The organism is Streptomyces odonnellii, assembly GCF_000981895.1.
Classification (GTDB): domain Bacteria; phylum Actinomycetota; class Actinomycetes; order Streptomycetales; family Streptomycetaceae; genus Streptomyces; species Streptomyces odonnellii.
In genome coordinates, this window is sequence record NZ_LATD01000109.1 from 1 (window position 1) to 13,452 (window position 13,452).

Genomic DNA, 13,452 nt, shown 5'->3' on the forward strand with positions numbered 1-13,452 from the left:
CGTGAGGCCCCGGCCCCCGGCCGGTCCCCGCGCGGAGGGCGGAGATGACCGCGGCCGCCGTCCGGACGACATCGGGGACGCGGGCCGGAGCGGGAAAGCGGCCGGGGCACATCGGCTCCCTGGCCGTGCTCGTCGGCGTGTACGGCACCGCCGCGGCCGTCACCGTCGCCGGGCTCGGACGGACCCTGTGGCAGGGCCTCGCCGAGCCCCGCGCCGCCCTCGCCTTCGGTGTCCTCATCGCCGTCGGCGAACTCGCCCGCTGGGGCGCCCCGCCCGGCGAGCGTGAGCCCGCGCCGCTCGGTGCCGCCGGGGCACTCGCGTACGCCCTGCTCGGCGAGAACGCCGGTCACCCCGCCACCCATGGAGTCCTCCAGACCGTCGCAGTCGTCGCCGCGGCCGGGCTTGCCGGCGCCGTACCGCATGTCGTCAGGGGCCGCGGTCCCGGCCTCGGCCACATGGCCAGACGGATCCTCGCCGTCGGCTTCGCCGCGGTCTGCTTCCAGCCCCTCTACAGCGCGGGCGATCTGCGCGAACGCTTCGGATCCGGCCCCGGGTATGCCGTACTGCTCCTCCTCCTGCTCGTCCTCACCGCCCTCTGGGACGCCGTCCTCGCCGCCCTGATGGTGCGCGCCCGTACCCGCCATCCCTTCGGCCCCCTCCTCCGGGACGAACTGCGCGCGCTGCTCCACATCGGCTCCGCGGTCTGCGCCACCGGAGCGGTCATCGCCCTCGGAGTCGCGGTCGCGGGCCTCTGGGCGCTGCCCGTGTTCTGTGTGCCGCTGCTGCTGACGCAGCTCTCCTTCCGGCGCTACGCCGCCGTACGGACCACCTACCGCCAGACCATCGCCTCCCTCGCCCGGGCCACCGAGATCGCCGGCTACACCCCCCACGGGCATGCCCGCAGGGTCGCCGAGCTGAGCTGCGCCGTCGGCCGTGAGCTGGGGCTCTCGGGGCCCGAACTGACCGTCCTGGAGTACGCGGCCCACATGCACGACATCGGGCAGCTCTCGCTCGTCGATCCCGTGCCCGAGGGCGCCACCGCCCTGCTGCCGGTGGCCGAGCAGCGGCGCATCGCCCTGCTCGGCGGTGCGGTGGTCCGTCAGACCGGGGTGCCCGCCGCCGTCGCCGTCGTGGTGGAGCGGCAGGCCGATCCGTACCAGGAACAGCCGCTGCCCGCCCGGATTGTCCGCGCCGTCAATGCGTATGACGACCTGACCGGGGAATGTGCCAGTGCGAGTGGCCCGCTCGGAGCGCTGGAGCGGCTCCGGCTCGGGACGGCGTACGACTACCAGCCCGAGGTGGTGGAAGCCCTGGCGCGTGTGCTGTCCCGGGGAGGTCCGGCCGCAGGTGGGGCCGGGTAACCCATGGGTAATGAGCGGGCGTCCGACCGGGCATGGTTGGATGCGAAGAAGAGGGTGTCGAGGAAAAGGTGTCCGGGGGCACTGACCCGAGCGACCGGCAGGCGGGAATCGTGAGGATCTTCGGGAAGGTACGGCATCGGCCCTCCGCCTCGTGGCGGCAGGCCACCGACCGCGCGTTCACGCTGATCGGTGACGGCCGGTACGAGGACGCGGGCGCGCTGCTCACGCGCGCGGCGGATCTGGAGCCCTGGCTCTCGGAGTCCTGGTTCAATCTGGCCCTGCTGCACAAGTTCCGGCACGACTGGGAGCAGGCCCGCGCCGCCGGGCTGCGCGCCGTCGCCCTGCTGGACAAGGAGACCGGCGCCCCGGACTGGTGGAATGTCGGTATCGCCGCCACCGCGCTCCAGGACTGGCCGCTGGCCCGCCGCGCCTGGCAGGCGTACGGCCTCAAGGTGCCCGGCAATCCGCACAGCGTCGAGGCCAATGGCGAGCCGGAGGGCATGGAGCTGGGCAGCGCGGCCGTCCGGCTCTCGCCCGAGGGCGAGGCCGAGGTGGTCTGGGGCCGCAGGCTGGACCCCGCCAGGATCGAGGTGCTGTCGATCCCGCTGCCCTCGTCCGGCCGCCGCTGGGGCGAGGTCGTCCTGCACGACGGCGTGCCGAACGGTGAGCGTACGACCGCCGCGGGCCCGGACGGCGCCACCCGCGCCTACCCCGTCTTCGACGAGATCGAGCTGTGGGCGCCCTCGCCCGTACCCACCTGGGTGGTGCTGCTGGAGGCGGCGACCGAGGACGACAGGGACGCGCTGGAGCGGCTGGCAGCCGACGCCGGATTCGCCGCGGAGGACTGGTCCTCCTCGGTACGGCTGCTCTGCCGGGCCTGCTCGGAGAGCCGGATGCCGAGCGCCGAGGGCGACGGCGAGCACCTCGATCCGCACGACCACAGCGAGCCGGGCCATCCGGGGCCGCTGGGGCACCGTACGGCGGGGGAGCTGTGGGCGCCCGAGCGCGAGTGCGGGATCGCCGCGCCGCCGGGGCTGGTACGGGGACTGCTCGACGGCTGGGTCGCCGACAGCCCGGACACCCGCGAGTGGCGCGACCTCGAAGAGGTCTGCTGAGCTGCGCCTCTGCCCGCCGGCGGTGCGTTCGCGGGGTCCGCTGCGGGGTGCGGTTGTCCACAGGCACGGATGTTCGTGAACGGACGATGACCGGATATCCACAGGACGCCGCTGTCTCCGGATCGCTGCCCTTAGGCTGTACGGGCACATCGCGCACAGCACGCGGACCGTGCGGGCGGCGATCGAGCGGACAGTGGTCGTCGGACAGTGGTCGTGCGGGCAGTATCGGCGTGCAGGCAGCATCGGGTACCGAGGAAGGCGTACTGCGGACATGGCGCAGCAGGAGACGGACCAGCGGATCGACAGCGGGGCCTCCGTGGCGGAGACGGAGGACGGGTTCGTCGTGGACACGGAGGACGCGGAGGCGCGCGAGCTGGCGCACCGCGAGCGCGGTACGGTCCGCCCGATCACCGTCGTCGGGAATCCGGTGCTCCACCGGGAGTGCAAGGACGTCACGGAGTTCGACGACAAGCTCGCCGCGCTGATCGACGACATGTTCGCCAGCCAGCGCGCCGCCGAGGGCGTGGGTCTGGCCGCGAACCAGATCGGGGTGGACCTCAAGGTCTTCGTCTACGACTGCCCGGACGACGACGGGGTGCGGCATGTCGGCGCGGTCTGCAATCCGGTGCTGGAGGAGCTGCCGCCCGAGGCCCGGCATCTCGACGACGCCAACGAGGGCTGCCTGTCGGTGCCGACGGCGTACGCGTCGCTGGCGCGCCCCGACTTCGCGGTGGTCCACGGCCAGGACGCCGAGGGCAAGCCGATCAAGGTGCGGGGCACCGGTTATTTCGCCCGCTGCCTCCAGCACGAGACGGACCACCTCTACGGCCGTCTGTACATCGACCGTCTGTCCAAGCGCGACCGCAAGGACGCGCTGCGGCAGATGGAGGAGAACACGCCGCGCTACGAGACCGTGCCGAACGACTGACGGCACCGAAGGACCGGCTGCCCCAAGGGCCGTCGGCCCTGAAGAACTGACCGCCCCCGAAGGACCGACGGCACCGAAGGGCTGACCGCCCCGAAGGCCCTGCTGTCCCGAGCACCGGCCGTTCGCGCGGCCGGCCGTTCGCCGAAACCTCACAGGGAGATCGTCAAGAGATCGTCAACCGGGCTCGGTGGAAGCCCGGTTGACGCGCGTCGACCCGTGCGCCAGTCTCTGCGTACACCCCCCTCCAGCCTCACGAGGAGACGCAATGCTCCGACGCACCGCAAGACTCCTGGTCAGCCTTGTCATGACCATGTCCTTCGCCTGGGCCGGTACGCTCGTCACCGCGGGTACGGCCCAGGCCGACGGGTGTTACACCTGGTCCCGCACCCTCTCCCAGGGAGCGACCGGCGCCGATGTCACCCAGCTCCAGATCCGGGTCGCCGGCTACCCGGGCAGCGGCGGCGTACTCGCCATCGACGGCGACTTCGGACCGGCGACCGCCGCGGCCGTCAAGCGCTTCCAATCGGCGTACGGTCTGGCGTCCGACGGGATCGCGGGCCCGGCCACCTTCAACAAGCTGTACTCCCTCCAGGACGACGACTGCACGCCGATCCACTTCAGCTACGCCGAACTGAACACCTGCAACACCACCTGGGCGGGCGGCGCGGTGGACGCGGCCACCGCCAAGTCCAACGCCCTGCGCACGATGTGGAAGCTGGAGGCGATGCGGCACGCGCTCGGCGACCAGCCCCTCCGTGTCACCAGCGGATTCCGCTCGCAAGCCTGCAACAACGCGGTCGGCGGGGCGTCCAGCAGCCGTCATCTCTACGGTGACGCCGCGGACCTGGGCTCCGGGCCGCACTCCCTGTGCACCCTGGCCCAGACGGCGCGCAACCACGGCTTCAACGGGATCCTCGGCCCGGGCTACCCGGACCACAACGACCACGCGCATGTCGACCACCGGCCGAGCCGCTTCTGGTCGGCGCCGAGCTGCGGCATCTGATCACGGGCCCGCCCGGTCCGCCTTGTCCGCCCGGTCTCGCCGGTCCGACGCGGTCGGACCGGCACCAGTGACATCGGACCGGCACCAGTGACAAGTGACAGCGGTACGGGGCCTCACGCGACGTGCGAGGGGCCCCGGAACGTACGCCGGTACGCGTTCGGGGTCGTCCCGAGCGTCCGCAGGAAGTGATGCCGCAGCCCGGCGGCGTTCCCGAACCCGGCCCGCCCCGCGACGCTGTCCACCGTCTCGTCCGTCGCCTCCAGCAACTCCTGCGCCAGCAGCACGCGTTGGCGCAGCAGCCAGCGGTACGGAGTCGTCCCCGTCTCCTGCTGGAAGCGGCGGGCGAAGGTCCGCGGCGACATATGGGCCCGCGCGGCCAACTGCTCGACGGTCATCTCCCGGTCGAGATGGCGCTCCATCCAGCCGAGGACCCCGCCGACCGTGTCGCAGCGGTTCCTCGGCAGCGGCCGCTCGATGAACTGCGCCTGCCCGCCGTCCCGGTGCGGCGGCACCACCATGCGGCGCGCGATCGCGTTGGCGACCTCGGGCCCGTACTCCTCCCGTACGAGATGGAGGCAGGCGTCGATCCCGGCGGCGGTGCCGGCCGAGGTGATGACCGGGCCCTCGTCCACGTACAGCACATCCGGTTCGACGACCGCCCGCGGGTAGGCGCGGGCCAGCGCCGCCGCGTGCAGCCAGTGAACGGTGCACCGACGGCCGTCCAGCAGCCCGGCGGCGCCGAGCACGAAGACCCCGGAACAGACGCTCAGCACCCGCGCGCCCCGGTCCACGGCGCGGCGCAGCGCCGCCAGCAGCTCCGGGGGATAGTCACGGTTCACGTATGAGTCACCGGCCGGTACGGCGATGAGGTCGGCCTGCTCCAGCCGGTCGAGGCCGTGCATGTCGCCGAGCGTGAACCCGGCGTGGGACCGCAGCACGGGCCCCTCGGCGGAGACCACGGCGAAATCGGGGACGGGCAGGCCCTCGTCGCTACGGTCGAGGCCGAAGACCTCGCAGAGCACGCCGAGTTCGAAGGGGTGCACACCGTCGAGCAGCACGACCGCGATGTTGTTCAGCATGGCTCCAGTGTGCATCGGATCTGGCAGTAATTCGATGGTTGACGACAGTCCTGCCACTGCTCGCGTCCGGGCGGAGCGACGACAGTGGGGGCATGGACATCTTCCTCATGGTTCTCGCCCTTATCGCCTTCTTTGTGCTGCTCGGTCTGCCGGCGCTGGTCTGGCACCTCAGGGACCGGGCGATCGACGGCCAGCTCCGCCGGGCCGAGCGCGGGGAACGGCCGGAAGGCGCCGTGCGCGGGCCCGGCGCGCGGCGGCCGGCCGACGGACCGGCGGCCGTGGATCCCGCGGGGGCACATGTCGTACCTGCTACCCTTCGTCGCAAATCGATCACTTTGCGTCACTAAAGTCACCAAAGGGAGCGCGCGTGAAGGTCGCCTGCGTCGGTGGCGGGCCCGCCGGCCTGTACCTCTCGATCCTGATGAAGCGGCAGGACCCGTCCCATGAGATCACCGTCTACGAACGGAACCCGGCCGGGTCGACATACGGCTGGGGCGTGACCTACTGGGGCGGACTCATCGACAAGCTCCACCGCCACGACCCCGAATCCGCCCGCGCCATCCGGCGGGACTCGGTCCGCTGGAGCGACGGGGTCGCGCATGTCCGGGACCGCACGACCAGGCACCACGGCGACGAAGGGTTCGGCATCGGGCGCCGTCGGCTGCTCGAACTCCTCGCCGAGCGGGCGGGATCCCTGGGCGTACGTGTCGAGTTCGAGCACCCGGTCGACGCCGTGGCCGGACTCCCCGACGCCGACCTCGTCGTCGCCTGCGACGGGGTCGGCAGCGCGATGCGCGAGCGCCACGCGGACCACTTCGGGACTGAGGCGGTGGCCGGTCGGAACATGTACATCTGGCTCGGCACCACCAAGGTCTTTGACTCCTTCACCTTCGGCTTCGTGGAGACCGAGCACGGCTGGATCTGGTGCTACGGCTACGGGTTCAGCCAGGAGCACAGCACCTGCATCGTGGAGTGCTCCCCCGCGACCTGGCAGGGCCTCGGCCTGCACCGGATGAACGAGGCCGACAGCCTGGCCCTGCTGGAGCGGCTCTTCGCCGGGCCGCTCGGCGGACACCGGCTGATCGGGCGGTCCCACGCCGACGGCAGCGCCCAGTGGCTGAACTTCCGTACGCTCACCAACCGGACCTGGAGCCGCGGCAATCTCGTCCTGCTCGGCGACGCCGCGCACACCACGCACTATTCCATCGGCGCGGGCACCACACTGGCCCTGGAGGACGCCATCGCCCTGGCCGGCGCGCTGGGCGACACCCGCGAACCGCGGAGCCCCGGCGCCGCCCGGGATCTCGCCCCGGCCCTGGCCCGCTACGAGCGCGAGCGCAGAGCGGCCCTTCTCCCCGTCCAGAGCGCGGCCCGCTACAGCGCGCAGTGGTACGAGAACCTCCCCCGCTACATCAATCTCGCGCCGGCCCATATGTTCGCCCTCCTGGGCCAGCGTCACTCCCCCCTGCTTCCGCACATCCCGCCCCAGCTCTACTACCGGATCGACAGAGCGGCGGGCCAGCTCGAACCCCTGCGCAGACTGAAGCGCTGGCTGGGCCCGAAAATCGCCACCAGCCTCCACCCCCGCTCCCCGTCGGCCCGCAGCTAGACCCTGCCGGCGGAGGCGGAGGCCGGAGCGCCGGGCGCGCCGGGGTCAGAAGTCGTCGTCGAAGGCGACCGTGCCCTCCACCGCGACCTGGTAGGCCGACGGGCGGCGTTCGAAGAAGTTGGTCAGCTCCTGGACGCCCTGGAGCTCCACGAAGGAGAAGGGGTTCTCCGCGCCGTACACCGGGGCGAAGCCCAGGCGCTGGAGGCGCTGGTCGGCGACGCATTCGAGGTATTCGCGCATCGAGTCGGTGTTCATACCGGGGAGCCCCTCGCCGCAGAGGTCGTGGGCGAATCGCAGCTCCGCGCGGACGGCCTCCTCCAGCATCTCGGTGACCTGCTGCTGAAGGGTGTCGTCGAACAGGTCCGGTTCCTCCTTGCGGACCGTGTCGACGACCTCGAACGCGAAGTTCATATGCATCGTCTCGTCGCGGAACACCCAGTTGGTGCCGGTGGCCAGGCCGTGCAGCAGGCCGCGGGAGCGGAACCAGTAGACGTACGCGAAGGCCCCGTAGAAGAACAGCCCCTCGATACAGGCCGCGAAGCAGATCAGATTGAGCAGGAAGCGGCGGCGGTCCGCGCGCGACTCCAGGCGGTCGAGCGTCTCGACGGAGTCCATCCAGCGGAAGCAGAACTCCGCCTTCTCACGGATCGACGGGATGTTCTCCACCGCCGCGAAGGCCGCCGCGCGGTCCTCCGGATCGGGGAGATAGGTGTCGAGGAGCGTCAGATAGAACTGGACGTGCACGGCCTCCTCGAAGAGCTGGCGGGAGAGATAGAGCCGCGCCTCGGGCGAGTTGATGTGCCGGTAGAGCGTCAGCACCAGATTGTTCGCCACGATCGAGTCGCCCGTCGCGAAGAACGCGACCAGCCGGCCGATCAGATGCCGCTCGCCGGGGGAGAGCTTGGCGAGGTCGGCCACATCGGAGTGCAGGTCGACCTCCTCGACCGTCCAGGTGTTCTTGACCGCGTCGCGGTAGCGCTCGTAGAAGTCCGGATAGCGCATGGGGCGCAGGGTCAGTTCGAAACCCGGGTCCAGCAGGTTCTTCGTCTTCATGTCCGTTGTCTCCGTGGTCATTTACTGGCACGCCTCGCACGCCTCGGGGTTCTCCAGGGAGCAGGCGACGGCGGCCTCCGGTGCCGCCTGCGCCGGTACGGCCGCGCGGGCCGCCCCCGCGGCCCCCGTCGCGCCCGCCGCTCTCGCGATCCTGGTCGCCGGGCGCGAGCGCAGGTAGTACGTCGTCTTCAGCCCCTGCTTCCAGGCGTACGCGTACATCGAGCTGAGCTTCCCGATCGTGGGCGTCTCCAGGAACAGGTTCAGCGACTGGCTCTGGTCCAGATACGGCGTACGCGCCGCCGCCATGTCGATCAGCGCGCGCTGCGGGATCTCCCACGCCGTGCGGTACAGCGCGCGGATCTCCGCCGGGACCCCGCTCAGGTCCGCCACCGAGCCGTTCGCCTCGCGCAGCGCCTCGCGTGAGCGCGCGTCCCAGGCGCCCAGCCTCTTCAGGTCCGCCACCAGATACGAGTTGACCTGGAGGAACTCACCCGAGAGCGTCTCGCGCTTGAAGAGATTGGAGACCTGCGGCTCGATGCACTCGTACACCCCCGCGATCGACGCGATGGTGGCCGTCGGCGCGATCGCCAGGAGCAGCGCGTTGCGCATCCCGGTCGAGGCGATACGGGCGCGGAGCGCCGCCCAGCGCTCCGGCCAGACCGGCTCCACACCGTAGTGGTCGGGGTGCAGCACACCACCGGCGGCGCGGGTCCGGGACCAGGCGGGCAGCGGGCCGGAGCGCTCGGCGAGGTCGCAGGACGCCTCGTACGCGGCGAGCATGATCCGCTCGGCGATCCGTGTGGAGAGCGCGGCGGCCTCGGGGGAGTCGAAGGGGAGCCGCTTCTTGAAGAAGACGTCCTGGAGGCCCATGACGCCCAGACCCACCGGCCGCCACTTCGCGTTGGAGTTCCGGGCCTGCTCGGTCGGGTAGAAGTTGATGTCCACGACCCGGTCGAGGAAGGTCACGGCCGTACGGACGGTCTCGTCGAGCCGCTCCCAGTCGAACCCGTCGCCGGACGTACCCGGCGCGTCCCCTTCGCCCCGCTCGCCAGGATCCAGCACGAACGCGGCCAGATTGACCGATCCCAGGTTGCACACCGCCGTCTCGCCGTCGTCCGTCACCTCCAGGATCTCCGTGCAGAGATTGGACGAGTGGACGACCGCGCCGGGTGTGGCGGTCTGGTTGGCCGTACGGTTCGCCGCGTCCTTGAAGGTCATCCAGCCGTTGCCGGTCTGGGCGAGGGTGCGCATCATCCTGCCGTACAGCTCGCGCGCCGGGACGGTCCTGCGGGCCAGGCCCGCCGCCTCCGCGTCGCGGTAGGCCCCGTCGAACTCCTCGCCCCACAGATCCACCAGCTCCGGCACGTCGGAGGGCGAGAACAGCGACCACATGCCGTCCGCCTCCACCCGGCGCATGAACTCGTCCGGGATCCAGTGCGCGAGATTCAGATTGTGGGTACGCCTGGCGTCCTCGCCGGTGTTGTCGCGCAGCTCCAGGAACTCCTCCAGATCCGCGTGCCAGGTCTCCAGATAGACACAGGCCGCGCCCTTGCGCCGGCCGCCCTGGTTGACCGCGGCGACCGAGGAGTCGAGGGTGCGGAGGAACGGGACGATGCCGTTGGAGTGCCCGTTGGTGCCGCGGATCAGTGAACCGCGCGAGCGGACACGGGAGTACGGGATACCGATGCCGCCCGCGTGCTTGGAGAGCCTGGCCACCTGGTGGTACCGCTCGTAGATCGAGTCCAGCTCGTCCAGCGGGGAGTCCAGCAGATAGCAGGAGGACATCTGGGGGTGGCGGGTACCGGAGTTGAAGAGCGTCGGCGAGGACGGCAGATACTCCAGCCGGCTCATCAGCCCGTACAGCGCGGCGACTTCGTCCAGCGCCCGCGCCGAGTCGTCCTCCGCGAGTCCGGCGGCCACCCGCAGCATGAAGTGCTGCGGGGTCTCGATCACCTGGCGGGTCAGCGGGTGCCTGAGCAGATAGCGGTCGTGGAGCGTACGCAGCCCGAAGTAGCCGAAGCGGTCGTCGGCCGCCGGATCGGCCAGCCGGTCGAGCCGGGCGGCGTGCAGCGCGACAAAACCGGCCGTACGGTCGGCGATCAGACCCTCGCGGTGCCCGATGGCGACCGACGCCGAGAACGACACCGCGCCCTGGCCGGCCGCCTCCTCCGCGATGGCGCGGGTGAGCAGCCGGGCGGCGAGCCGGGAGTACGAGGGGTCCTCGGCGATCAGACCCGCGGCCGCCTCCACGGCGAGCCCGCGCAACTCGGCCTCGTCCGACCGGGCGTTACGGCCCCGGAGCGCGGCGGCGGCCACTCTGCCCGGGTCGGCGTCGGGCAGATCGGCGGTCAGCGCGGTCAGGACCCGCAGCAGCGCGTCGCCCGGTCCGTCGGCCGCTTCACCGGCCGGCCCGGCGGCCGGCGCGTCGCCCCGGACATCAGGCCCGGTGATTCCCGGAGCGGCTGCCGCCGGATCCGCTGGCGCGATGGTCACGTGGTGCTCTCCCTCGCTCGGCTCCGGACCGGCGCGAGGGAATACGGGGGCGCGCACCGCCGTACTCCCGGAATCCGGGCAGCACGCGGCGCGGCGTCCACCGGCCCAACCGCGAGGCCCGGACGTCTCGGCGCCCGGATCGGCCGACCCGGACGCACCGTCGGCAGGCGCTCGGACTCGCGGGTACGGCAAAGCGCACCACAGCACACCGTTGCGGGACAGTTCCGGATTCGCACCGGATTCCCCTGCGTCGACAGCGAGATCGAGCATACATCTGGTGGCTGGGAGTCGCGCCACCCCCCAGATGTAGTGTCGGGTATGGTCAGCCGCCCCCGGGCGCACCACCGTCGGCGGCGCCGGGCAGGTCCAGGACATAGGCGAGCAGCGGGAGATCCGGCAGCGGTTCCCAGTCCCGCTCGGGCGTCCTGACAAAGCCCAGGCGCTCATAGATCCGGTGGGCCTGCCGCATGGACGCCTGGGTCGACAGGACCAGCCGTATACAGCCCTCCGTCTCCCGGGCGCGCTCCACACAGGCGCGGACGAGCGCCTCGCCCACGCCTCTGCCCCGGGCCGCCCGGTCGACCGCCAGCATCCGGAACTCGGCCTCGCCGTCCTGTGCGATGTCCGCCCAGGGCCCGCCGGCCAGGACGAGGGTGACCCCGCCCAGCACGGTCCCGTCCGGGTCCACGGCGGCCAGCACCTCCGCCTCGGCCGCCCGCGCGGCCACATCCCGCAGCGTGGGCAGATACGGGTCGTCCGCGCCGAAGTCCAGGTGCCCGTCCGCCAGATACGCCCGCGCGGTGATGTCGCCGAGCCGCGCGTACTCCCCGGGCTCGGCCTCTCTGATCGTGAATTCCATGCACCGAGTGTGCGCCATGGGTACGACAACGGGCCGCCGTGCCCCCCTGACCAGCAAGGAAGCCGCGACGGCCCGATCGGACGGCTGACCCCGTCTCAGTGCACCGGGTCGCCCGAGGTCTCCTTCGCGAGCTCGACCCGTACGCCCGGATCCCCCGCGTCCGCCGTGTAGTCCGACGGACTCGTCTCGTCCACGCCCTCGGGCGCCTTGACCGCCCGCATGAAGAACGTCAGTACCACCGTGACCACCACGTTCAGCACGAACGCCGTCAGACCGATGTAGCCGATCTCGCCGATCCCCGGGATCTCCGCCGACGATCCGCCGAAGTGCTTCTGGGTGGGGCTGGCCACGCCGTACGCCGCGGCCGTCCCGTACAGCATGCCGACACCCCAGCCGACGAGCAGCGCCCAGCGGTGGAACCAGCGGGTGAACAGACCGCCGACCAGGGCCGGCATCGTCTGGAGAATCCAGATCCCGCCCAGCAACTGGAAGTTGATGGCCACCGTCTTGTCCATGGACAGCACAAAGACCAGCGCGCCCACCTTCACCAGCAGCGAGACCACCTTCGACACCTTGGTCTCCTGCGCCGGGGTCGCGTCCGGCCTGATGAAGTCCTTGTAGATGTTGCGGGTGAAGAGATTGGCCGCGGCGATCGACATGATCGCGGCCGGCACCAGCGCGCCGATCCCGATGGCCGCGAAGGCCACGCCCGCGAACCAGTCCGGGAACATGTTCTCGAAGAGCTGCGGGATCGCCAACTGCCCGTTGTCGACCTCGATCCCGGCGGCGATCGCCATGAAGCCCAGCAGCGCGAGCAGACCCAGCATCAGCGAATACAGCGGCAGGATCGTGGTGTTGCGCCGGATCACATCGCGGCTGCGGCTGGAGAGCGTCGCCGTGATGGAGTGCGGATACATGAAGAGCGCGAGCGCGGAACCGAGCGCCAGGGTGGCATAGCCCCACTGCCCGGCCTCGCCCGGTACGAGCGCTCCGCGCGGCGCGCCGGTCGCCGGATTGGTCTGCGCGAACGCCTCGCCCGCCTTGGCGAAGATGTCGTCGAAACCGCCCAGTTTGATGGGGATGTAGATGATGGCGACCGCGATCACCAGATAGATCAGGGTGTCCTTGACGAAGGCGATCAGCGCGGGCGCGCGCAGCCCTGACGAGTAGGTGTACGCGGCGAGCACGCCGAAGGCGAGGAGCAGCGGCAGGTCCTTGATGAACCAGTTGGTGTTCTCACCGCCGCCGAGGCCCATCACATCGAGCACCGCCTGGATACCGACCAGTTGGAGCGCGATGTACGGCATGGTCGCGAGGATGCCGGTGAGCGCGACCGCCAGCGAGAGACCCTTCGAGCCGAAGCGCCCCCGGACGAAGTCCGAGGTGGTGACGTACCCGTGCCGGTGCGAGACCGACCACAGCCTGGGCAGGAAGGTGAAGATCAGCGGGTAGACCAGAATGGTGTACGGCACGGCGAAGAAGCCGGCCGCGCCCGCCGCGTAGATCGCCGCCGGGACCGCCACGAAGGTGTACGCCGTATAGAGGTCGCCGCCGAGCAGGAACCAGGTGACCCAGGTACCGAACGACCGGCCGCCCAGGCCCCATTCGTCCAGGCTGTGCTCGTTCTCGGCCTTGCGCCAGCGCGCGGCCAGGAAGCCCATGACCGTGACGGCCACGAAGAAGAGGATGAAGACGGTGAGCGCCACACCGTTCACGCCGTCGGTCATCGCGACGCACCTCCCGCACGGGCGCGCTGGTCACGCTGCCAGAGCTGGTACGCGATCATGGTCAGCCCGGTCGAGACCAGCACCCAGGCCATCTGGTACCAGTAGAAGAACGGGATGCCGATGAAGACGGGTTCGGTCTTCGCGTACGAGCCGACCCAGAGCAGCGCCACGAAGGGCGCGACGAGGCAGACCGCTATCACCACGCGCACCGGCGTGACTAATGGA

Annotated in this window: 12 protein-coding genes and 1 riboswitch; of the genes, 6 read left to right on the forward strand and 6 right to left on the reverse strand. The window is 71.0% G+C overall.

Going from position 1 to position 13,452, the window contains the following annotated elements:
* Positions 1 to 44 precede the first annotated feature (44 nt).
* The 4 genes from WH07_RS12120 to WH07_RS12135 all read left to right on the forward strand — a co-directional run bounded on the left by WH07_RS12120 (position 45) and on the right by WH07_RS12135 (position 4,407).
* Entirely contained in the window at positions 45 to 1,361 is a 1,317-nt protein-coding gene (locus WH07_RS12120) for an HD-GYP domain-containing protein (RefSeq protein WP_232788836.1), read from the forward strand.
* A 110-nt stretch (positions 1,362 to 1,471) separates the two neighbouring features.
* Positions 1,472 to 2,476, forward strand: coding sequence for a tetratricopeptide repeat protein (locus WH07_RS12125; RefSeq protein ID WP_046499352.1), 1,005 nt, complete (start codon positions 1,472 to 1,474; stop codon positions 2,474 to 2,476).
* Between the two features lie 271 nt (positions 2,477 to 2,747).
* The gene (gene def, locus WH07_RS12130) at positions 2,748 to 3,404 is read left to right on the forward strand and encodes a peptide deformylase (protein WP_046499289.1); all 657 of its coding nucleotides are present in this window, start codon (positions 2,748 to 2,750) and stop codon (positions 3,402 to 3,404) included.
* A 265-nt stretch (positions 3,405 to 3,669) separates the two neighbouring features.
* A complete protein-coding gene (locus WH07_RS12135; protein WP_046499292.1) occupies positions 3,670 to 4,407 on the forward strand; it encodes a D-Ala-D-Ala carboxypeptidase family metallohydrolase in 738 nt (245 codons plus the stop codon).
* A gap of 113 nt (positions 4,408 to 4,520) precedes the next feature.
* Here the strand turns inward: WH07_RS12135 and WH07_RS12140 are convergent, their stop codons facing one another.
* Positions 4,521 to 5,486 carry a GlxA family transcriptional regulator gene (locus tag WH07_RS12140; protein WP_046499293.1) on the reverse strand — a complete coding sequence of 322 codons (966 nt, stop codon included), beginning with the start codon at positions 5,484 to 5,486 and terminating at the stop codon, positions 4,521 to 4,523.
* Between the two features lie 92 nt (positions 5,487 to 5,578).
* On the opposite strand from WH07_RS12140, the gene WH07_RS12145 reads away from it, so the two are divergent.
* Both WH07_RS12145 and WH07_RS12150 read left to right on the forward strand, forming a co-directional pair.
* Complete coding sequence (locus WH07_RS12145) at positions 5,579 to 5,833, forward strand: hypothetical protein (RefSeq protein WP_046499296.1); 255 nt, start codon at positions 5,579 to 5,581, stop codon at positions 5,831 to 5,833.
* Positions 5,834 to 5,853: 20 nt separating this feature from the next.
* Positions 5,854 to 7,095: an FAD-dependent monooxygenase gene (locus tag WH07_RS12150; protein WP_198533788.1), complete on the forward strand. Its 1,242-nt coding sequence runs from the start codon at positions 5,854 to 5,856 to the stop codon at positions 7,093 to 7,095.
* A 45-nt stretch (positions 7,096 to 7,140) separates the two neighbouring features.
* On the opposite strand, the gene WH07_RS12155 is transcribed toward WH07_RS12150, so the two are convergent.
* The 5 genes from WH07_RS12155 to WH07_RS12175 form a co-directional block, all read right to left on the reverse strand.
* Entirely contained in the window at positions 7,141 to 8,148 is a 1,008-nt protein-coding gene (locus WH07_RS12155) for a ribonucleotide-diphosphate reductase subunit beta (RefSeq protein WP_106409555.1), read from the reverse strand.
* A gap of 21 nt (positions 8,149 to 8,169) precedes the next feature.
* Positions 8,170 to 10,641: a ribonucleoside-diphosphate reductase subunit alpha gene (locus WH07_RS12160; RefSeq protein ID WP_046499301.1), complete on the reverse strand. Its 2,472-nt coding sequence runs from the start codon at positions 10,639 to 10,641 to the stop codon at positions 8,170 to 8,172.
* A 157-nt stretch (positions 10,642 to 10,798) separates the two neighbouring features.
* Positions 10,799 to 10,898, reverse strand: a riboswitch (adenosylcobalamin-variant (AdoCbl-variant) riboswitch).
* 65 nt (positions 10,899 to 10,963) lie between these two features.
* Positions 10,964 to 11,500 (reverse strand): GNAT family N-acetyltransferase, encoded by a 537-nt coding sequence (locus WH07_RS12165; protein WP_046499303.1) that lies wholly within the window; start codon positions 11,498 to 11,500, stop codon positions 10,964 to 10,966.
* A 95-nt stretch (positions 11,501 to 11,595) separates the two neighbouring features.
* Positions 11,596 to 13,227: a monocarboxylate uptake permease MctP gene (gene mctP / locus WH07_RS12170; protein ID WP_046499308.1), complete on the reverse strand. Its 1,632-nt coding sequence runs from the start codon at positions 13,225 to 13,227 to the stop codon at positions 11,596 to 11,598.
* Positions 13,224 to 13,436 (reverse strand): DUF3311 domain-containing protein, encoded by a 213-nt coding sequence (locus tag WH07_RS12175; protein ID WP_046499310.1) that lies wholly within the window; start codon positions 13,434 to 13,436, stop codon positions 13,224 to 13,226. Before WH07_RS12175 ends, mctP begins: the two co-directional genes overlap by 4 nt.
* Positions 13,437 to 13,452: the final 16 nt, after the last annotated feature.

What these genes read in the sequence shown, in the direction of transcription:
- WH07_RS12135 (WP_046499292.1), top strand. Translation starts at nt 3,670, where the DNA reads ATGCTCCGACGCACCGCAAGACTCCTGGTCAGCCTTGTCATGACCATG.
- def (WP_046499289.1), top strand. Translation starts at nt 2,748, where the DNA reads ATGGCGCAGCAGGAGACGGACCAGCGGATCGACAGCGGGGCCTCCGTG.
- WH07_RS12140 (WP_046499293.1), bottom strand. Translation starts at nt 5,486, where the DNA reads ATGCTGAACAACATCGCGGTCGTGCTGCTCGACGGTGTGCACCCCTTC.
- WH07_RS12155 (WP_106409555.1), bottom strand. Translation starts at nt 8,148, where the DNA reads ATGAAGACGAAGAACCTGCTGGACCCGGGTTTCGAACTGACCCTGCGC.
- WH07_RS12145 (WP_046499296.1), top strand. Translation starts at nt 5,579, where the DNA reads ATGGACATCTTCCTCATGGTTCTCGCCCTTATCGCCTTCTTTGTGCTG.
- mctP (WP_046499308.1), bottom strand. Translation starts at nt 13,227, where the DNA reads ATGACCGACGGCGTGAACGGTGTGGCGCTCACCGTCTTCATCCTCTTC.
- WH07_RS12120 (WP_232788836.1), top strand. Translation starts at nt 45, where the DNA reads ATGACCGCGGCCGCCGTCCGGACGACATCGGGGACGCGGGCCGGAGCG.
- WH07_RS12165 (WP_046499303.1), bottom strand. Translation starts at nt 11,500, where the DNA reads ATGGAATTCACGATCAGAGAGGCCGAGCCCGGGGAGTACGCGCGGCTC.